Annotated in this window: 18 protein-coding genes and 1 pseudogene; 13 read left to right on the top strand and 6 right to left on the bottom strand. The window is 73.5% G+C overall.

Annotation, left to right across the window (positions count from 1 at the left end; genetic code table 11):
* The first annotated feature begins 85 nt into the window (after window positions 1-85).
* The 5 genes from QRN56_RS00320 to QRN56_RS00300 all read left to right on the top strand — a co-directional run bounded on the left by QRN56_RS00320 (window position 86) and on the right by QRN56_RS00300 (window position 4,371).
* Window positions 86-1,066, top strand: a complete 981-nt coding sequence (locus QRN56_RS00320) for a Gfo/Idh/MocA family protein (protein WP_285100473.1) — start codon at window positions 86-88, stop codon at window positions 1,064-1,066.
* A 347-nt stretch (window positions 1,067-1,413) separates the two neighbouring features.
* Window positions 1,414-1,707 (top strand): thiamine-binding protein, encoded by a 294-nt coding sequence (locus QRN56_RS00315; RefSeq protein WP_285100472.1) that lies wholly within the window; start codon window positions 1,414-1,416, stop codon window positions 1,705-1,707.
* Complete coding sequence (locus QRN56_RS00310) at window positions 1,704-2,513, top strand: ABC transporter permease (protein ID WP_285100471.1); 810 nt, start codon at window positions 1,704-1,706, stop codon at window positions 2,511-2,513. The genes QRN56_RS00315 and QRN56_RS00310 overlap by 4 nt, the downstream gene beginning before the upstream one ends.
* Entirely contained in the window at window positions 2,510-3,607 is a 1,098-nt protein-coding gene (locus QRN56_RS00305) for an ABC transporter substrate-binding protein (RefSeq protein ID WP_285100470.1), read from the top strand. The genes QRN56_RS00310 and QRN56_RS00305 overlap by 4 nt, the downstream gene beginning before the upstream one ends.
* Window positions 3,604-4,371: an ABC transporter ATP-binding protein gene (locus QRN56_RS00300; protein ID WP_285100469.1), complete on the top strand. Its 768-nt coding sequence runs from the start codon at window positions 3,604-3,606 to the stop codon at window positions 4,369-4,371. Before QRN56_RS00305 ends, QRN56_RS00300 begins: the two co-directional genes overlap by 4 nt.
* Window positions 4,372-4,390: 19 nt before the next feature.
* On the opposite strand, the gene QRN56_RS00295 is transcribed toward QRN56_RS00300, so the two are convergent.
* On the bottom strand, window positions 4,391-4,696 hold the full coding sequence (locus QRN56_RS00295) for an ArsR/SmtB family transcription factor (RefSeq protein ID WP_285100468.1): 306 nt from the start codon (window positions 4,694-4,696) through the stop codon (window positions 4,391-4,393).
* Between the two features lie 71 nt (window positions 4,697-4,767).
* Here QRN56_RS00295 and QRN56_RS00290 point away from each other — a divergent pair, with 71 nt between their 5' ends.
* A complete protein-coding gene (locus QRN56_RS00290; RefSeq protein WP_285100467.1) occupies window positions 4,768-5,955 on the top strand; it encodes an MFS transporter in 1,188 nt (395 codons plus the stop codon).
* A gap of 104 nt (window positions 5,956-6,059) precedes the next feature.
* Here the strand turns inward: QRN56_RS00290 and QRN56_RS00285 are convergent, their stop codons facing one another.
* The 4 genes from QRN56_RS00285 to QRN56_RS00270 form a co-directional block, all read right to left on the bottom strand.
* Window positions 6,060-7,013 (bottom strand): amino acid ABC transporter ATP-binding protein, encoded by a 954-nt coding sequence (locus QRN56_RS00285; protein ID WP_285100466.1) that lies wholly within the window; start codon window positions 7,011-7,013, stop codon window positions 6,060-6,062.
* Window positions 7,000-7,659, bottom strand: a complete 660-nt coding sequence (locus QRN56_RS00280) for an amino acid ABC transporter permease (protein WP_285100465.1) — start codon at window positions 7,657-7,659, stop codon at window positions 7,000-7,002. The genes QRN56_RS00285 and QRN56_RS00280 overlap by 14 nt, the downstream gene beginning before the upstream one ends.
* A gap of 53 nt (window positions 7,660-7,712) precedes the next feature.
* On the bottom strand, window positions 7,713-8,507 hold the full coding sequence (locus QRN56_RS00275) for an amino acid ABC transporter substrate-binding protein (RefSeq protein WP_285100464.1): 795 nt from the start codon (window positions 8,505-8,507) through the stop codon (window positions 7,713-7,715).
* Between the two features lie 123 nt (window positions 8,508-8,630).
* Entirely contained in the window at window positions 8,631-9,578 is a 948-nt protein-coding gene (locus QRN56_RS00270; protein WP_285100463.1) for an AraC family transcriptional regulator, read from the bottom strand.
* 222 nt (window positions 9,579-9,800) lie between these two features.
* Between QRN56_RS00270 and QRN56_RS00265 the strand changes: the two genes are divergently transcribed.
* Window positions 9,801-10,568 carry a class I SAM-dependent methyltransferase gene (locus QRN56_RS00265; protein WP_285100462.1) on the top strand — a complete coding sequence of 256 codons (768 nt, stop codon included), beginning with the start codon at window positions 9,801-9,803 and terminating at the stop codon, window positions 10,566-10,568.
* A 29-nt stretch (window positions 10,569-10,597) separates the two neighbouring features.
* Here QRN56_RS00265 and QRN56_RS00260 read toward each other — a convergent pair whose 3' ends face one another.
* Window positions 10,598-14,041: a S41 family peptidase gene (locus QRN56_RS00260; RefSeq protein ID WP_285100461.1), complete on the bottom strand. Its 3,444-nt coding sequence runs from the start codon at window positions 14,039-14,041 to the stop codon at window positions 10,598-10,600.
* Between the two features lie 404 nt (window positions 14,042-14,445).
* Here QRN56_RS00260 and QRN56_RS00255 point away from each other — a divergent pair, with 404 nt between their 5' ends.
* The 6 genes and pseudogenes from QRN56_RS00255 (at window position 14,446) to QRN56_RS00230 (ending at window position 19,398) form a co-directional block, all read left to right on the top strand.
* The gene (locus QRN56_RS00255) at window positions 14,446-15,303 is read left to right on the top strand and encodes an ABC transporter ATP-binding protein (RefSeq protein ID WP_285100460.1); all 858 of its coding nucleotides are present in this window, start codon (window positions 14,446-14,448) and stop codon (window positions 15,301-15,303) included.
* Window positions 15,304-15,383: 80 nt separating this feature from the next.
* Window positions 15,384-16,409: an aliphatic sulfonate ABC transporter substrate-binding protein gene (locus QRN56_RS00250; protein WP_285100459.1), complete on the top strand. Its 1,026-nt coding sequence runs from the start codon at window positions 15,384-15,386 to the stop codon at window positions 16,407-16,409.
* Window positions 16,402-17,238, top strand: a complete 837-nt coding sequence (locus QRN56_RS00245; protein WP_285100458.1) for an ABC transporter permease — start codon at window positions 16,402-16,404, stop codon at window positions 17,236-17,238. The genes QRN56_RS00250 and QRN56_RS00245 overlap by 8 nt, the downstream gene beginning before the upstream one ends.
* Window positions 17,205-17,570 (top strand): annotated as a pseudogene (locus QRN56_RS00240) (AMP-binding enzyme); the annotation flags it as partial. The gene QRN56_RS00245 and the pseudogene QRN56_RS00240, both read left to right, overlap by 34 nt.
* Window positions 17,567-18,910, top strand: a complete 1,344-nt coding sequence (locus QRN56_RS00235) for an O-acetylhomoserine aminocarboxypropyltransferase/cysteine synthase family protein (protein WP_285100457.1) — start codon at window positions 17,567-17,569, stop codon at window positions 18,908-18,910. The pseudogene QRN56_RS00240 and the gene QRN56_RS00235, both read left to right, overlap by 4 nt.
* Window positions 18,907-19,398: a CoA-binding protein gene (locus QRN56_RS00230; RefSeq protein ID WP_285100456.1), complete on the top strand. Its 492-nt coding sequence runs from the start codon at window positions 18,907-18,909 to the stop codon at window positions 19,396-19,398. The genes QRN56_RS00235 and QRN56_RS00230 overlap by 4 nt, the downstream gene beginning before the upstream one ends.
* Window positions 19,399-19,435 lie beyond the last annotated feature (37 nt).

The raw sequence follows: 19,435 nt of genomic DNA, 5'->3' as shown, positions 1-19,435 counted from the left end.
CCTCCCGCCACTGACGTGTCAGACGCTCAGGTCCCTCGGGTGACCTGAGCGTCTGACACGTTCTGCGGGCACTACGCTCGAACGCATGACACACCTGCGATGGGGCATCCTGGCGGCCGGCGGGATCGCCGCGAGCTTCACATCAGACCTGAACGACAACGGCTTCACCGTGCAGGCGGTGGGGTCACGATCCCTGGAGAAGGCCCGCGAGTTCGCCGACCGGTTCGGCATCCCGACGGCGCACGGCTCCTACGAGAACCTCGTGAACGACCCCGAGGTCGACATCGTCTACGTGGCCACGCCGCACCCCATGCACGCGGAGGCCGCCAAGCTCGTGCTGGAGGCCGGCAAGCACGTGCTGGTCGAGAAGCCGTTCACGCTCAACGCCGCCGAGGCGCGCGAGGTCGTGGACCTGGCGGAGTCGAAGGGGCTCGTGGTCCTGGAGGCCATGTGGACCCGGTTCCTGCCGCACATGGCGCGCGTGCGCGAGATCATCGCGTCGGGCGCGCTCGGCGAGGTGCGCACCCTGCTGGTGGACCACACCCAGGACCTGCCCGACGACCCGGCCCACCGCATCAACGACCTCGCCCTGGGCGGCGGCTCCCTGCTGGACCTGGGCATCTACCCGGTCTCGTTCGCCTGGGACCTGTTCGGCGAGCCGCTCACGGTGCAGTCGCACGCGACGTTCAAGGAGACGGGTGCGGACGCCACCGTTGCCACGATCTTCGGGTACGACGGCGCCCGGGTCGCCACGACCGTCTCGGCGTCGGACACCCGCGGGCCCAACCGGGCCTCGATCCTGGGTACTGAGGGCCGCATCGAGATCGACGCGACCTGGTACAACCCGTCGACCGTGCACGTCTACGACGCCTCGGGCACCGAGACCGAGACCTTCCGCGCCGAGGTGACGGGCCGCGGCATGCACTTCCAGGCCGCCGAGGCCGAGCGTCTGGTGGCGGCCGGCGAGCTGGACAGCCCGCTGCTCCCGCGCGAGGAGACGGTGGCGATCATGGCCACCCTGGACACGATCCGCGAGCAGATCGGCCTCAAGTACCCGGGGGAGTGACCTGACCCTCCCTCCCGGTCACCTTCGAGGCCCGAGTTTCTTCGCTTTCAGCAGCCTGAAAGCGAAGAAACTCGGGCCTCGAAGGTGAGCAGGCTTCCGCACCTCCCGCGACCAGCGGTACCGTGGCCCCGCCAACGCGGGGAGCTCGGGGTAGCCGGGCTGAGAGGAAGGCCTGGGCAGCACGCCCGACGCCGTCGACCCGATCACTTGAACTGGGTAATGCCAGCGGAAGGACGTGCCTGACGGCACGGGCGTTCGGTCGAGGCCGTCCCCTGCGCGGGGGCGTGGTCGCGCGCCCCCTGTCGGGAACCGGCGACCTCCGGCATGCCCGTGCACGGAGGTCGCACATGCTCGCCGAGATCCAGGTCTCTCCCCGCCCCAGCGGCACGCCCGACGCGAAGTACGCGCACGTGGACGCCGCCATCGCCGTCATCCAGGCGTCCGGGCTCACCTACGAGGTGGGCGCCATGGGCACGTTCGTCCAGGGCAGCCCCGACGAGGTGTGGGCGCTGCTGCGCGCCGTCCACGAGGCGACGCTCGTCGCCGGCGCGGACGGCGTCCAGTCCAACATCAAGGTCAGCCAGGGCGCCGACGACGCCGGCCCCACCATCGCGGACCTCGTCACCAAGTTCCGCGCGTGAGCCAGGTCGTTCGACGACGGTCCGCGGCTGAGTCGCGGACCGCCGTCGGACGGCGGCGGGCGGGACGCGTCGTCGCCCCGCTCCTCACCGTCGTCCTGCTGCTCGCGGTCTGGGAGGGGTGGGTCCGCCTCGCGGCCGTACCCGAGTTCGTGCTGCCCGCGCCGTCGCAGGTGGCCCGGACCGCCGTCGAGGTGGCGCCGTTGCTCGGCCCGCACGTCGCGACCACGCTCACCGAGGCCGCCGCCGGGCTCGCGCTCGGCGCGGTCGCCGGCCTGCTGCTCGGCATCGTGGTCACGGCCTCCCGCGTGACCGGCGACGCGGTGTACCCGCTCGTCGTGCTCACGCAGACGGTGCCGGTCGTCGTGCTCGCGCCGCTGATGATCCTCTGGGCGGGCTTCGGCCTGCTGCCCAAGGTGATCCTGGTGTCGCTCACCGTCTTCTTCCCCGTCCTGGTCTCGGCGGTGGGGGCGATGCGCGCCGTCGACGCCGAGCACTCCGACATGGTCGCCGGCCTGGGCGGTACCCGCTTGGACCAGTTCCTGCTGGTCCGCCTGCCGGCGTCGGTCCCCGGTGCGCTCGCAGGCCTGCGGGTCGCCGCGACCTACGCGGTGGGCGCGGCCGTGGTCGCCGAGTACCTCGCCGGGCAGTCCGGCCTCGGCGTGTTCGTGCAGCGGTCCCGCAAGGCGTACGCCGTGGACCAGATCTTCGTGGGCGTCGTCCTGATCGCTTTCCTGTCCGGCCTGTTCTTCGCCCTCGTCGCCGCGCTCACACGCGTCGCGACGCCGTGGCAGAGAGGAAAATCATGAACCTGTCCCGTACCCCCGCCCTGGCCCTCGCTGCGATCGCGCCGCTGGCGCTCGCAGGCTGCGGCGCCGCCGCGGGCACCGCCGACACGGCGTCCGACGGCGGCCTGCGCGAGGTCACCGTCGTGCTCGACTGGACGCCCAACACCAACCACTCCGGCCTGTACCTGGCCCGGGCCGAGGGCTGGTTCGAGGAGGAGGGGCTCGACGTCGAGATCGTCGAGCCCGGCGAGACGTCGGGTCTGCAGCTCGTCGCGGCGGGCCAGGCCGACTTCGCCTACTCCGTGGCGGAGGGTCTGGTCCCCGCGCGGGCGGCGGGCGCCGACGTCGTCTCCGTCGCGACCGTGATCGAGCACAACACGTCGTCGCTGATCAGCCTCGCGGACGACGGGATCACGCGGCCCAAGGACCTGGAGGGCAAGCGGTACGGGTCCTACGAGTCCGACCTCGAGAAGGCCCTGATCAGCAAGCTCGTGGAGTGCGACGGCGGCGATCCCGCGCAGGTCGAGTTCACGCCGCTCGTCAGCGACGACTTCCGCATCGGCCTCACCGAGGACCAGTTCGACACCGCCTGGGTGTTCGACGCCTGGGACACGATCCGGCTGGGCGAGGTGGACGGGCTCGACGTCGACACCATCGCGTTCCGGGACCGCCTCGACTGCATCCCCGACTGGTACACGCCGCTCGTGGCGACGTCCCGGTCGCTGCTCGACGAGGAGCCGGACGTCGCCCGCGGGTTCCTGGCCGCGCTCGCGCGCGGGTACGACAAAGCGGCCGCCGACCCCGACCGGGCGGCGCAGGTGCTGCTGGAGGCCGCGCCGGAGCTCGACCCGGAGCTGGTCGGGGCGAGCGCGCGGTGGCTCGCCCCGCAGTACGCGTCCGGCGAGTGGGGCGTGCAGCGCGCCGACGTGTGGGACGGGTTCGTCGGGTTCCTCGAGGAGGAGGGGCTGACCGAACCCGGGTTCGACACGGACGCCGCCTGGACCGACGACTACCTGCCGGGCGCGGCCGGTTCCGACGACGCGGCCGGCACCGCGGGCGACGCCAGCGCGGGCGACACCGACGCGGACGACGCCGACGCCGACGGCCAGCCGTGAGCGTGCTCTCGGCGTCCGGGCTGAGCGTCCGGTTCGGCGACGTCCTGGCCCTGGACGGCGTGGATCTCGCGGTGGCCGACGGCGAGTTCGTCGCCGTCGTCGGGCCCTCGGGGTGCGGCAAGTCGACGCTGCTGCGCGCGCTCGGCGGCATGCTGCCGCCGGCCGCGACGGTCTCGGGGGAGCTCACGCTCCCCACATTGCCGGACGGCGGAGCCGCGACGGCCTGGATGCCGCAGCGGGACGGGCTGCTGCCGTGGCGCCGGGCGTGGTCCAACGCGCTGCTCGGCGCCCGGATCGCGCGGGTGCCGCGGGCCGACGCCGAGGCGCGCGCCGCCGAGCTGTTCGAGACGTTCGGCCTGGCGGGCTTCGAGCGGGCCTGGCCCCACGAGCTGTCGGGCGGGATGCGGCAGCGGCTCGCGCTGCTCCGCACCTGCCTGGCCGGACGGCCCGTGCTGTTGCTCGACGAGCCGTTCGGCGCCCTGGACCCGATCACGCGGCGGCGGATGAACGAGTGGCTGGCGGGGGTCGGGCTCGCCGACGCCGGCCGTCAGAGCGAGCGGGCCGCCGGCGTCGGGCAGCGAGCCGTGGTGCTCGTGACGCACGACGTGGACGAGGCCCTCGCCCTGGCCGACCGCGTGGTGGTGCTCGGCGCCCGGCCGGGCCGGGTGGTGCTGGACGCCGCCGCCCCGAGCCGGGACGAGGTGCTGGCCGCGCTCGAACCGCTGCCGGGCCGGCCGCGCCCGCCCCGGCCGCGCCAGCGGTGACCAGGCCCGGGCGTGGTGGTCACCGCTCGGCGAGCACGGCGGCGATCAGGCCCGGGAACTTGTCGTCGAGCTCGTCGCGGCGCAGCTGGATGGCGTGCGTGCGGCCGTGCACGATCGTGCGCGTGAGGCCGGCCTCGCGCAGCGTGCGGAAGTGGTGCGACATGGTCGACTTGGTGAGGTCCAGGCCCCAGCCGTCGAGGGTCTTGGGCTTGGGCTCGCCGTCGGCCAGCTTGTGCACGATCTGCAGGCGCACGGGATCGCCGAGGGCCTTGAGCACGTCGACGAGCTCGACCTCGGCCATGTCCGGGCTGGGATAGTCACCCATGACTCACCTCGACGACATCGGTCCGGGCAAATAGTTCGACAACCATCGAACTGTCACGTAGGCTCGATGGTATGACGTTCATCGAACAATCATACTCGCTGCGGGGCGCCTATCTCCGGATCTCGGCGATCGCGGCGGCGCTGTTCGTGGTCGGCACGAACGCCTTCGTCATCGCGGGCGTGCTCCCGCAGATCGCCGACGGGATCGGTGCGAGCACCAGCTCCGTCAGCTACTCCATCTCCTGGTACGCGATCATCGTCGCGGTCGTCGCGCCGGTGGTCTCCGTGCTGTTCGCCCGTGCGTCCCGCGCCGCGCTGATGGGTGCGGGCATGGGCCTCATCGCCGCGGGCATCGCCCTCTCGGCCATTGCCGGTGACCTCACCGTCTTCACCGCCGGGCGCGTCGTCGCCGCGTTCGGCGGGGCTGCGCTCATGCCCGCCGCGATGGCGGCCGCTCCCACGCTCGTGCCCCCGGAGCAGCGGGGGCGCGCGCTCGGCGTCGTCGGCCTCGGGTTCATGCTCGCGACCGCCGTCGGCTCTCCGCTGGGCACCGCGCTGGCGGCCCTCGGGAGCTGGCGGCTCGCCCTCGGCATCCTGGCGGCGCTCGCGGCGGTGCTCGCCGTCGTCGTCGCGCTGCTCACCCGCACCGTGCCGACCGGGTCGGTACCCGGCCTCGCCGCCCGGTTCGCGGTGCTGCGCGACGTCCGGATCGGCCTGGCCCTGATGACGGCCCTGCTCTTCACCGCCGCGTTCAACATGGTCTACATCTTCAGCTCGGCCGTGACGCGCGGCGTGACCGGCGGCAGCGGGACGGCGCTCGCGACGCTGCTGCTGGTCTTCGGCGCCGCCGGGCTCGTCGGCAACTGGTTGGGCGGTTCCCTCACCGACCGGATCGGGGCGCGGCCCACCGCGGTCGGCGCCCTCGCCGTGGTCGTCGTCTCCCTCGGCGCGCTGTTCGCGGCGGAGGACTCGTACCTGGGCACCGCCGTGCTGTTCGGGGTCTGGGGCCTGGGCACCGCCACGGCCCTCGTGCCCATCCAGCACCGCCTGGTCGACGTCGACCCCGCCGTCGCCGGGGTGTCCCTGTCCTGGTACTCGACGGCGATGTACATCGGGATCGCGGTCGCGCCCGTCGTCGGCGCGTCGGTGCTGCCGTTCGGCGCGGCGTGGCTGGACCTGCTCGGCGCCGGGGCGGCCGCGGCCGCGCTCGCCGTCTTCGCGCTGGGCTACGCGCTGCCTCGCCGGGTCGCCCTCGCCTAGACGGCGCACAGGGCGCGACCGGTACTCCGCTCCCTTTCGAGGCCTGAGTTTCTTCGCTTTGAGCAGCCTCAAAGCGAAGAAACTCAGGCCTCGACGGGGATGGGTCAGTCGAGGGGGTGGAGGACCCGGTTGAGGAACTGGCGGGTGCGCTCCTCGGCCGGATTCGTGAAGATCTGCGCGGGGGCGCCGCGCTCGACCACCACGCCGCCGTCGAGGAACAGCACCTGGGACGCGACCTGGCGCGCGAACTGCAGCTCGTGGGTGACCACCACCATGGTCCAGCCCTCCTCGGCGAGCTCCTTCATCACGGTCAGCACCTCGCCCACCAGCTCGGGGTCGAGGGCCGACGTCGGCTCGTCGAACAGCAGCAGGTCGGGCTGGAGCGCGAGCGCGCGCACGATCCCGACGCGCTGCTGCTGGCCGCCGGACAGCTCGTGCGGGTACGCGTCGCGCTTCTCGGCCAGCCCGACGCGGGCCAACAGTTCCTCGGCGCGGGCGACCGCCGTCTCCCGCGGGACCCGCTGGACCTGGGTGGGGCCCTCGATCACGTTCTCCAGCACCGTACGGTGCGGGAACAGGTTGTGGTGCTGGAACACCATCGCGGACCGGTCGCGCAGGGCGGCCCGGTCGGTCTTGGCCTGACGGCGCGCGGCGCGGCGCCCGAGCCACCCGGACCGGGCGGCGGCCTCCTCGGCCGGGACGTCGTCGGCCGACACGTCGTCCGCCGGCGCGTCGTCGATCGGGGCGTCCGCGGCCGCCGTCTCCTCGTCCGGCGCGCCGTCGGCGCCGGTCCGGCGTCCGAGGGCCACGGACCGGGCGCCGAAGTCGACGGCGGGGCCGCCGTCGAACTCCAGCAGCCCGGCGTCGGGCGTCTCCAGGCCGTTGAGCGAGCGGAGCACCGTCGTCTTGCCGCTGCCGGAGGCGCCGATCAGCGCGACCACCTCGCCGCGCCGCACGTCCAGGTCGACGCCGCGCAGCACGTGGTTGGTGCCGAACGACTTCTCGATGCCCCGGGCGGTCAGCAGGTTGCCGGTGGGGCGGTCCTCAGTGTGCGACATACCGGTCCAGCCTCTTCTCGAGTGCGTTCTGCCCCGTGGACAACACCGTGCAGAACAACCAGTAGATGAAGGCCGCCTCGATGTAGATGGTCAGGAACTCGCTCGAGAACGCCGCGATCTCCTGCGCCTTGCGGAACATCTCGGTCACCAGGATGAGCGACGCGAGCGACGTGTCCTTGACCAGCGAGATGAAGGTGTTCGACAGCGGCGGCACCGACACCCGCGCGGCCTGGGGCAGGATGATCCGGCCCAGCGACCGGACCGGCGACATGCCCACGGTCCAGGCTGCCTCCCACTGGCCCTTGGGCACGGACAGGATCGCCGCACGCACCACCTCGGCCGCGTAGCCGCCCACGTTCAGGGAGAACGCGATGATGGCGCTCGGCCACGGGTCCAGGCGGATGCCGATCTCCGGCATGCCGTAGAAGATCACGAACAGCTGCACCAGCAGCGGGGTGCCGCGGATCACCGAGACGTACGCCCGGCCGATCCACGACAGCACCGGGTTCGGCGAGAGCCGCAGGAGCGCCACGAGCAGGGCGAGCACCAGCCCGATCGCGAACGACGCCAGGGCGAGCGGGATGGTGCCGGTGAGGCCGCCCTGCAGGAGCGGCCAGAACGAGTCGGCGACGAGCTGCCAGTCCATGTCTCCCTCTCGGCGCCGTCAGCGGTGCCCGGCGGGGAGCGTCACGCGGTGCGTCACTCCGAGACGTCCTCGCCGAAGTACTTCTCGCCCAGCTCGGCGAGCGTACCGTCGGCGCGCAGATCCTCCAGGGCACCGTCGATCGCCGTGGCCAGCGCCTCGTTCTCCGGCGTCACGACGAACGCGGACTGCGACTCCTCGTCCGTCTCCGCGGCGACCTTGATGCCGGAGGCGTCCTCGGTGTTCGCGTAGTCGAGGTAGGTGAGGCTGTCGTTGATCGTGGCGTCCACGCGGCCCTGCTCCAGCAGTGCCACGGCCTGCGCCCAGCCCTCGACGGCCTCGACCGTGGCGCCGCTCTCCTTGGCGAGGTCGTTCCAGTTGCTCGTGAGCGACTGGGCGCTGGTCTTGCCGTCCAGGTCGGCGAAGCTGGTGATGTCGTTGTTGTCCGCGGCCACCACGAGCACACCGGTCGACACGGTGTACGGCGTCGAGAAGACGTAGTCGGCCTCGCGCTCCGGGGTGATGGTCACCTGGTTCGCGATGGTGTCGAAGCGGCCCGCGTCCAGGCCCGCGAAGATCGCGTCCCACTGGGTCTCCTGGAACTCGATCTCCACGCCCAGGTTCTCGGCGACCGCCTCGGCGACCTCGACGTCGTACCCGACCAGCTCGTCCGTCTCGTCGTGGTAGCTGAACGGCCGGTACGTGCCCTCGGTCGCGACGACCAGCTTGTCGCCGGACAGCCCGAGCTCGTCGGCCGCGCCACCCGACTCGCCGGAGCTGCCACAGGCGGTCAGGGCCAGGAGGGCAGCCGAGGCCGCGGTGACCGTGAGAAGGGCGCGGTTGCGAGACATGGTGAGGGCTCCGTTCGATGGGTGGCACACATCAGTCGTGCCGATGCGTGCCCCAAAACTAGCCGATAGCAGGACCGAACTCACGCACGGGTCCAGAGCCTGTTCGTTCTGCAACAGTTCGGTCTAGGACCGTTCGTTCCGCCGCCACCGGTCCGGCGTGATCCCGTACCGGTCCTTGAACCGGCGGACCAGGTACGTGGCGTCCCGCAGGCCCGTGCGCACGGCCACGACGGCGAGCGGCAGGTCGGTGTCCCGCAGCATCCGGCGCACCTCGGTCATGCGCCGCTCGGTGATCCACTCCAGCAGGGTGCGGCCCGTGCGCTCGCGGACCACCGTGGTCAGGTAGCCGGGCGTGTAGCCCAGCGCGCGGGCGACGTCGGCCGCGGAGACCGGGTCGCGGAACGTCGCCTCGATCTCGTCGAAGGCCCGCGTCACGAGCGGGTCGGGCACCGCCGGGGCCGACGGCGCCAGGCGTGCCGCCGCGATCAGGATCCGGGTCAGCAGGGCCGACGCCGCGTCCCGGGCGCCGAGCCGTCCGGGCGCCGCCAGCTCCTCGTGGAGCTCCGTCAGCCACGCCGACCAGCGCGGGCGCTCGCCCGCGGGGACGTTCGTGCTCAGGGCCGGCGGGCGGTCGGCCGCGCCCGGCCCGTCGGGTTCCGCCTCGAACAGCGCCAGGAGCGGGTGGTGCGTCCAGGCCAGCGGCGAGACCGAGGCGAGCGAGGGGACGGCGTCGGGCGTGAACGCCAGCGTCCAGGCCCGGGAGCCGGCGAAGCCCCGGACCGTTCCGGGGCTGATCGCGCGGCCGGGCGGGACGGCGAACAGGTCACCGTCGTGCGGGGCGCCGTCCACCGTTCCGGGGCCGCGCTCGACGAGGACGAGCACGTAGAAGTCGTGGGCGTGCCGGTGCTCGGGCGGGAGGTGCGGGTGCTCGTCCGCGCCGTCGTGCAGGTCGACGTTCACCGGGGGCATGCCGAGGCGCGGCTGGTACCGGTACACCGGGGTGCCGTCCGGGCGTACCGTGCGGACGCTGGACGGGGTGCGCAGCGAGCTGCCGCTCCGCTCCCGTGCCATACGTCCCCCTCCGTCGTGACGACCCTGACGCTACCGACGTTCCATCCGCCGCGCCGGACGCACGCGCGCCCGAGCCATGTGCACGGCCTGTCCGAGGATCGTGCGATCGGCACCGAGTTCCGTCCTGTCCACCGACCGCAGGATGTCCGATGCTGGACGAGCGGTCGGAGCGGCCGGCCCGGCCCGTCTGCGGCGCGGGCACCCCGGACGGAAGGCACTCGGATGAACGACAGCACCGTGCAGATCCTCGACCACCGCACCCCGGAGGAGCGTGGGCGCGAGTTCCTGCCCGGCATGGGCAGGCCCTGGCTGCTCCCGCTCTACGACGCGTTCACCCGCTTCTCCCGCGTGCGGCCCCTGCACGACCGCGCGGCGGCGCTCGCGGACGTGCGCCCGGGCGAGTCCGTGCTCGACCTCGGCTGCGGCACCGCGAACCTCTCGCTCGCCGTGCTCCGCGCGCAGCCGGCCGCCCGGGTCACCGGCCTGGACCCGGACGCCGCCGCGCTGCGCATCGCGGCCCGCAAGGCGACCCGCCGCCGCGTACCGCTCACGCTCGTCCAGGGGTTCGCCGACCGGCTCCCCGTGGACGACGGCTCGCTCGACCACGTGGTCTCCGCCCTCGCGCTGCACCACGTGCCCGACGACGCACGGGTGCGGTTCGCGCACGAGGCGTTCCGCGCGCTCCGGCCGGGCGGCAGGGTGACGATCGTCGACTTCGGCAGCGCGGACGGTTCTGCTGGTGAGCACGGACATCAGCACGGGCGCGGACGCGGACCCCGACGCGGCCCCGGCAGCACGGGCGCGTACGGCCGGGTGCGCGGGCACGGCCGCGGGCACGCCGCCGTCGCCGACAACCCGCACACCGCCCGGAACCTGGAGGGCGGCCTCCTGCGCCTCCTCGCGGACGCCGGCTTCGCCGACGCCCGCGAGGAGGCGCACGTGGAGCACCGCTACGGCCCGATCACGTTCGTGCAGGCGACACGCCGCTGAGCGGCGCGTCGTCGCGACCCGGGGCCGCGTTATGACCGGCGGCGCACCCGCGGCTCCGGCAGGGCCGGGGGCTCGGCTGCCGGGGTCTCCTCCAGCAGCCGGAACGCCTCGGCCATGCCCGCCTCGAGCTGCGGGTCGACGTCGGAGAAGTAGTCCGCCGGGGTGTGCCGCACCTCGATGTCGGGGTCCACGCCGTAGTTCTCGACGTCGAAGCCCTTGCCGTCGAGCCAGAGACCGTATCGCGGCTGGGTGATCCCGGTGCCGTCCACGAGGTCGAAGCGGCCGTCGATCCCGATCACGCCGCCCCAGGTCCGCACACCGACGACCGGACCGACGCCGAGCGCCTGCGCGGCCGCGTTCACGATGTCGCCGTCGGACCCCGCGTACTCGTTGGTGACGAGCACGACCGGGCCGCGTGGCGCGCGGTCCGGGTAGGAGTTGGGGCGGTCGTAGTGCCGGTTCAGCCCCCAGCCCGCGACGCGGGCGGCGAGGCGGGCGATCACGAGCTGCGACGTGTGCCCACCGCCGTTGAAGCGCACGTCCACGACGATGCCCTCGCGGTCCGCGGCGAGCCGCAGGTCGCGGTGCAGCTGTGCCCAGCCGGTGCTCACCATGTCCGGGACGTGCACGTAGCCGAGCCGGCCGCCCGACTTCTCGGCGACGTACTCGCGGCGGGACCGCACCCAGTCCTGGTAGCGCAGGTCGGACTCGTTGGCGAGCGGCACGACGACGACGCGCCGGTCCGCGCTCGCGGCCGGTCCGGTCTCGCCGTCCGTCGCACCGTCCGCCGGGGCCGGCGTGCGCCGCAGGGTCAGCTCGACCGGGATGTCGGCCGCGCCGACCAGGTTCGCCGCCGGGCCGGCCACCGGGTCCACCGGTCGACCGTCCACCGCGACGATCAGGTCGCCCGGCCGCGCGTCGACGCCCGCGGCGCGCAGCGGGGACCGCGCCCCCGGGTCGGACGACTCGCTCGGCAGCACCCGGTCGATCCGCCAGCCCTCTGCGGTCCGTGTGAGGTCCGCGCCGAGCAGCCCGAGCCGCCGGGACGCGTCGCCGCGCTCGTGGGGCGAGCGCACGTAGGCGTGCGACGTGTTGAGCTCGGCGACGGTCTCCCAGAGCACGTCCTCCAGGTCGTCGTGCGTCGCGACCCGGTCGACCAGCGGACGCCAGCGCGCCACCACCCCGGCCCAGTCGACGCCGTTCATGTCCGCCCGCCAGTAGTGGTCGCGCATGATGCGGGCGTTCTCGTCGAACATCTGGTGCCACTGGGCGCGGGGGTCCACCTCGTAGCGGACGCGGGACAGGTCGATGTCGAAGGCGCTCGGGTCGTCGTCGCCGGGCTTGCCGGTGGCCGACTGCGCGCTGAGCCCCGACCCGGACCGGATCACCACCCGCACGCCGTCACCCGACACCGCGTACGCGGTCACCTTCTCCGCGATGTCCGTGGCCTTGCGTGCCTCGAAGGACCAGAACTGCAGCACGTCGGGCACCGGATCGCCGTCCGTGCCCGCGTGCCGTGTGCCGAGCACGCCCGCGTCGTCGGTCTCGTGCACCCAGAGCACACCACCCTTGGCCGCGAGCAGGTCGCGGTAGCGACCCGACGTCACCGGGAACGGCACCACGCGTTCCTCGGCGCCGTCGAAGTCGATGTCGGGCGAGGCCGCGTCGTGCCGGTCCTGGTCGTGCTTCTCGTCGCCCTCGGCGCCGTCGTCCGTGCCGGCCTTCTTGTCGTCGGGCGTGCTCAGGCGCCAGCCGTCGGCGCTCGGGCCGAACGGCGCCGGCTCGGTCGCGGCCAGCGGGATGAGCCAGGGCCGGGTCGCCGCGCTGAACGACAGGGCGAACTCGTGGGAGTCGTAGGACGGGTCGAACGTGCGGTTCGACAGGAACACGACGTACTTGCCGTCGTCGCTGAACGCCGGCGAGAAGTCGTGGAAGCGGCCCGACGTCAGCGGCGTCGCCGTCGGCGTCTCCGCGTGCAGGTCGGCGACGAGCACCTGGTGGTGGTCGCCCTCGGTGCCGGTCGGGCTGGACCAGGCGAGGTACCGCCCGTCCGGCGAGAACGTCGGGGACTCCGCCTCGCCGTTCGCCGACCGGCCGAGCGGGATGACGGTGCCCGCCGGCACGGCACCCTCGCCCGCACCGGTGCCGCCGTCCGTCGCGGCGGCGTCCGCGGGCAGCGCCACCACGCTGACCCGGCCGTCGTGCGAGACGGCCGCCACCTTGTCGCCGGCGGGGCTGGCGGCCAGGTGCAGCACCCGGCCGAGCTCGCCGGCCGCGAAGCGCTGCGGCGCGGCGGCCGGGGCGGCGCCGGACGCACCGGGAAGGGCATGGACCTCGAGCGCATCCTCCCTGCTCCCGGCGTCTCCGTCTCCGTCGCCATGGGCGGCGTCGGTCACGACCACCGCGCGGCCGGTGTCGCCGAGCAGCACGGGTTCCCGCACGCGGACGGACGGGTCGGCGACGAGCGCCCGGGCCGGACCCGCGCGGTGGGTCACCCAGAACGCGGTGCCGAGCCAGCCCACGACGCTCGCGTCACCGCTCTTGTCGACGGCGAGCCCGTCGACACCCCTCGCGGCCGATTGCGGGTCGGTCGAGTACGGCTCCGGGAGCGCGCCGGTGAGCGTGATGTCCAGGCGGCGCGGGGTGCCGTCCAGCGCGTCGAGCAGCCAGAGGTCGCCGCGGCTGTGCCACACGATGCGCGCACCGTCGGACGTCGCGTCGCGGACGTAGCCCTCGGCCTCGGTCTGGGTGGTGAGCAGCCGGGGCCCGGCCGCCTGCGTGCCCGTCGCCAGGCCGTCCCAGACCCAGAGGTTCGCCTGCTCGTCGGCGTGGTCGGGGAACGTCGCCGCACGGTCCGACGTGAACACCAGCGCGTCCCCGACCCAGATCGGGTCGTAGGTGCCGGCCTCGTCGTCGGGCAGGGGGCGCTCCCACTCGCCCGTGCCCCGGTCGAGCCACAGCACGGAGGCCGTGCCGCCGCGGTACCGCTTCCAGTAGGCGGGCGTGCGGTAGCCCGCCGAGACGAGGGCGGTCGTGCGCCCGCCGTCCGGGCCCTGGTGCTCGGCGACACCCCACGCGGCCCCGTAGCGCGGGGTCTCGACGGTGCCGTCGAGGCCGACCGCGCGCACCACGGTCAGGGAGCGCTCGTACGAGCCGGCGTTGGACGAGACGAGCACCCGGCCGGCGTCGTCCCAGCCGAGCACCGTCGTGGTCGTGCCGCCGAGCCAGGTGAGGCGTCGCGTGGCGCCGTCGGCCAGCTCGACCACGTAGGCCTCGGGGTGGCCGTCCTTGTGGGACACGTAGGCGAGGCGCGTGCCGTCGGGGGAGAAGCGGGGAGTCGTCGCGGGCACGTGGTCGCTGGTCAGGCGCCAGGCGCGGCCGCCGGAGACGGGGGCGAGCCAGACGTCGTCGTCGGCCACGAACGCGACCTGGTCACCGTGGATGTGGGGATACCGGAGATAGGGCTGGGTCACCGGCTCAACGTACTCGCGGCGCCCTGCGCCGTCACCGGAAATCGCTCAGGGCGAGGACCATGCGGATGCATCCTGTCCCCGCCCGTCCACATCTTGGTCTCACATCATGAAACGATCTGGTGCACGAGTTGCATCATCCGGTTCTATGGGGTTCATCGGCATTGCCTGACAAAAGATGACCGAACGCCCCATGGGAGAGGAAAGCCGGATGACGTCACCGCACGCCACGACGGCTGCCTCCGTGCGTCGGTCCTGCCGGGTGGGTGGGTCCTGCCGGATGCGCCGGTCCTGTCGAATGCGGCAGTGCGCCGGCATGTGACGCTCCTTCAGAGCCTGCCGCCCGGACCGCTCCGGGCCATGTCGGTGCACAGCGACCGCCCCACCGCACGGACCGATCGCAAGGGATGACACCCATGGTTCCCGCCGCCCCGTCCACAGCTTCGTCCACAGCCTCGCCCACCACCCGGGCGGACGCCGTCGCGTCCCCGGCGCTCCCCGTCCGGCTCGACGGCGTCTCGCGCACCTTCGCGGCGCCCGGGCGGCCCGGCCGCGCCGTGCTGAGCGACGTGGACCTCCAGGTCGCTCCGGGCGAGATCGTCGGCGTGCTCGGCCCGTCCGGCTGCGGCAAGTCGACCCTGCTGCGCCAGGTCAGCGGCCTGGACGCGCCGACGTCGGGCAGCGTCACGATCGACGGCGCGCCCGTGGTCGGGGCGGACCCGCGCACCGCCGTCGCCTTCCAGGAGCCGCGCCTGCTGCCGTGGCGCACGCTCACGCAGAACGTCGCGCTGGGCCTCCCGCCGGGCACGGCCAAGGACGCCGGCCGGGCGCGCGTGGCGCGGCTGCTCGACCTGGTCGGGCTGGCGGCGTCGGCCGGGCTGCGGCCGCGCCAGGTGTCGGGCGGCATGGCGCAGCGGGCCTCGCTCGCCCGGGCACTGGCCCGCAACCCCGGCGTGCTGCTGCTCGACGAGCCCTTCGGCGCGCTGGACGCCCTGACCCGGCTGCGCATGCAGGACCTGCTGCTCGACGTCCACGCGGCGCAGCCCGCGACGATCCTGCTGGTCACGCACGACGTCGAGGAGGCGCTCTACCTCGCCGACCGCGTGGTGCTGCTGCGCACGGTGGCGGACGGCGGGGCGCCGAGCATCGCGCGGATCGTCGACGTACCGGGCGACCGGCCGCGGGACCGCGCCGCGCGCGACCTGGCCGAGCTGCGCGCCGAGCTGCTCGACGGGCTCGGCGTGCCGACCCACCACGACCGCTGAACCACCATCGCCCGACCCGAGACCCACCGCACCGAACCACCCAGCCCGCCGACCGCCGTCGGGCAGCGAGAGGAAAACCCATGCGTATCCGTAGGCACACCGTTCTGGCGTCCGGCCTGGCCCTCGTCTCGGCGATGGCGATGAGCGGCTGCGTGGCCGGCGAGGGGTCGGCCGCCGCCGGCGGCGAGGGCGCGGGCGAGTGGAGCACCGACACCCTGAACATCGACTTCGCGACGTACAACCCGCTCAGCCTCGTGGTCCGCGAGCAGGGCTGGCTGGAGGAGGAGCTCGACGGCGTCGAGGTCACCTGGGTGCAGTCGGACGGCTCGAACACCGCGAACGAGAACCTCCGCGCCGAGGCGATCGACTTCGGCTCGACGGCCGGGTCCGCCGCGCTCCTGGCGCGCGCGAACGGGTCCCCGATCCGCACGGTCGACATCTACAGCCAGCCGGAGTGGGCCGCGATCGTGGTCCCGGGCGACTCGACGATCAAGGACGTGGCGGACCTGAAGGGGGCGTCCATCGCCGCCACCAAGGGCACCGACCCCTACTTCTTCCTGCTCCAGACGCTGGACGAGGCGGGCATCCCGCTCGACGAGGTCGAGGTGCAGAACCTGCAGCACGCGGACGGCCGGGCCGCGCTCGACAACGGCTCCGTCGACGCGTGGTCGGGCCTGGACCCGATCATGGCGGCGGCCGAGGCGGAGGCCGGCGACACGCTGATCTACCGCAACATCGACTTCAACACGTACGGGTTCCTCAACGCCCGCGAGGAGTTCGTGGACGAGCACCCGGACGTCACGCAGGCCGTCGTCGACGCCTACGAGCAGGCCCGGGCGTGGGCGCTGGAGAACCCGGAGGAGCTGTCCGCGCTCCTGGCCGAGGTCGCCTCGATCGACCCCGAGGTCGCGTCCACGGTGATCGAGGAGCGCACGGTGCTCGACCTCGACCCCGTCCCGGGCGACAAGCAGCGCGACGTGCTGGAGGTCGTGGGCCCGATCTTCGTCGAGTCGGGCGACGTGGCCGCGCAGGAGGACGTCGACACCGCGCTGGACGAGCTGTTCGCCCCCGAGTTCGCGCAGGAGGCGGTGGCCTCGGATGGCTGACCGACGAGCGGGCGGCGTCGGCCGGGCGGCCGGCGTCGTCGACGCCGCCCCGGCGTCCGCCCGCCCGGGCCGCGCCGCCGGCCGGGCCGGGCGGATCGCGCTGGGCCTGCTCGTGCCCGTGGCGCTCCTCGCGGTCTGGTGGGGCGCCACGGCCGCCGGGCTCGTCCCGCCGTACCAGCTCCCGGGCCCGGTCGCCGTGTGGGACGCCGCCGTCGACCTGGTCCAGCGCGGCCAGCTCTGGCACCACGTGGCGATCTCCACGCAGCGCGTGCTCATCGGGTTCGCGCTGGGCGCCGCGGCGGGCCTCGCCGTCGGCTCCCTGGTGGGGCTGTCGAAGCTCGGCGACCTCCTGCTCGCGCCGACGCTCGGCGCGATCCGCGCCGTACCGTCGCTCGCCTGGGTGCCGCTGCTGATCCTGTGGCTCAAGATCGGCGAGGAGTCCAAGATCACGCTCATCGCGATCGGCGCGTTCTTCCCCGTCTACACGACCATCGCGGCGGCCCTGCGGCACGTCGACCCGCACCTGGTCGAGGCCGGCCGGGCGTTCGGCCTGCGCGGCCTGCGGCTCCTGTCGGTGGTGCAGCTCCCCGCCGTGCTGCCCTCCCTGGTGGCCGGGCTCCGGCTCGGGCTCGCGCAGTCCTGGCTGTTCCTCGTGGCCGCCGAGCTCATCGCGTCGTCGATGGGCCTCGGGTTCCTGCTCAACGACTCCCAGCAGAACGGCCGGGTGGACCGCATCCTGCTCGCGATCGTGCTGCTTGCGGTGCTGGGCAAGCTGACCGACGCGCTCATCGGGCTGGCCGAGCGGCGTCTCCTGCGGAGATGGACGTGACGGCGGCGGCGCGCGTGGCCGCGTTCGTGGTGCCGTCCGGCGTGGGCGTAGGTTGGGCGGGCACGACGCCGCCGGAGGAGGCGGCCGCCGCGGCCGCCGAGCTGAGGTCGCAGGTCGCGCGCGAGATCGGCCCGGTGGCGAAGCCGCGGCACGTGATCGCGGTGCCCGAGCTGCCGAAGACGAGGTCGGGCAAGATCATGCGGCGCCTCCTGGCGCAGCTGTGGCAGGGCGAGGAGCTGGGCGACGTCACGTCGCTGCAGAACCCGTGGGCCGTCGAGGACATCCGCGCCGTCCTGGCAGACGGAGTCGCGGAGAGGAAGGCAGGACGATGACCGAGCACACCTTCGGGTTCCGCACGCGGGCCCTCCACGCCGGGGGCATCCCCGACGCGGCGACCGGGGCACGGGCGGTGCCGATCTACCAGACCACGTCGTTCGTGTTCCAGGACACGGACGATGCCGCGAACCTCTTCGCGCTGCAGAAGTACGGCAACATCTACTCGCGCATCGGCAACCCGACGGTCGCGGCGCTCGAGGAGCGCATCGCCTCGCTGGAGGGCGGCATCGGCGCGGTCGCGACGGCGTCCGGCATGTCGGCCGAGTTCATCACCTTCGCCGCGCTCGTCGGGGCGGGGGACCACGTGGTCGCGTCCGCGCAGCTCTACGGGGGCACGGTGACGCAGCTCGACGTGACGCTGCGCCGGTTCGGCGTCGAGACCACCTTCGTGCCCGGGACCGACCCCGCGGACTACGCCGCGGCGATCACGCCCGAGACCAAGGTGCTCTACACCGAGGTCGTGGCCAACCCGTCGGGCGAGATCGCCGACCTGGAGGGGCTCGCCGAGGTGGCCCACGCCGCGGGCATCCCGCTGGTGGTCGACGCGACGCTCGCGACGCCGTACCTGGTGCGGCCGATCGAGCACGGCGCGGACATCGTGATCCACTCCGTGACAAAGTTCCTGGGCGGACACGGAACGACCCTGGGCGGCGTCGTCGTGGAGTCCGGGCGGTTCGACTGGGGCAACGGGAAGTTCCCGCAGATGACCGAGCCCGTGCCGTCCTACGGGGACGTGCGCTGGTGGGGCAACTTCGGCGAGTACGGCTTCCTCACCAAGCTGCGCTCCGAGCAGCTCCGCGACATCGGCCCGGCGCTGTCGGCGCAGTCGGCCTTCCAGCTTCTCCAGGGCGTCGAGACCCTCCCGCACCGCCTCGACGCGCACCTCGCGAACGCGCGCGCCGTGGCCGAGTGGCTCGACACCGACCCGCGCGTCTCCTACGTGCTCTGGGCCGGCCTGCCGACGCACCCGCACCACGAGCGCGCGCAGAAGTACCTGCCCCTGGGGCCGGGTTCGGTCTTCGCGTTCGGCCTGCAGGTCCCCTCGCCGGGCGCGGCGCCCGACGCCGACAACCTGCCGCTCCCGGACGGGCGCGAGGCCGGCCGGCTGTTCATCGAGTCGCTGCAGCTCGCGTCGCACCTGGCGAACGTCGGTGACGCGCGCACCCTGGTGATCCACCCGGCGTCGACCACGCACCAGCAGCTCTCCGCCGAGCAGCTCGAGGCGGCGGGCGTGCCCGAGGACCTCATCCGCATCTCGGTGGGCCTGGAGGACGTCGAGGACATCCTCTGGGACCTCGACCAGGCACTGACCAAGGCGACGGGAGTGAACCGATGAGCGAGGCCACCCGGACCTGGCAGGGCCCGAGCGCCCCGGAGCGCCTGCGGATCCTGCGCTCCACGAAGTCGATCGCGATCGTCGGCGCGTCGGCGAACCCGGCGCGCGCGAGCTACTTCGTGGCCACCTACCTGCTCTCCTCGTCCCCGTACGACGTGTACTTCGTGAACCCGCGGGCGACCGAGATCCTGGGGCACCCCGTGTACCCGAGCCTGGCCGACCTGCCCGTCGTGCCCGACCTCGTCGACGTCTTCCGGCGGCACGAGGACCTGCCGACCGTGCTGGACGAGACGATCGCGGTGGGGGCGAAGACCCTGTGGCTGCAGCTCGGCTCGTGGCACGAGGACGTGGCGCGCAAGGCCGAGGCCGCCGGTCTGAACGTCGTGATGGACCGGTGCGTCAAGATCGAGCACGCGCGGTTCCACGGCGGGCTGCACCTGGCCGGCTTCGACACGGGCGTGATCAGCTCCCGCCGGGCGGAGCGCTAGGGCTCCCGCCCGCCGCAGGATGAGCACACGCGTCGAA

The sequence above is a fragment of the Promicromonospora sp. MEB111 genome (assembly GCF_030209445.1).
Taxonomy (GTDB): domain Bacteria; phylum Actinomycetota; class Actinomycetes; order Actinomycetales; family Cellulomonadaceae; genus Promicromonospora.
Note: the sequence above shows the minus strand (reverse complement) of the source record. Positions and strands in the feature narration are given on the sequence as shown.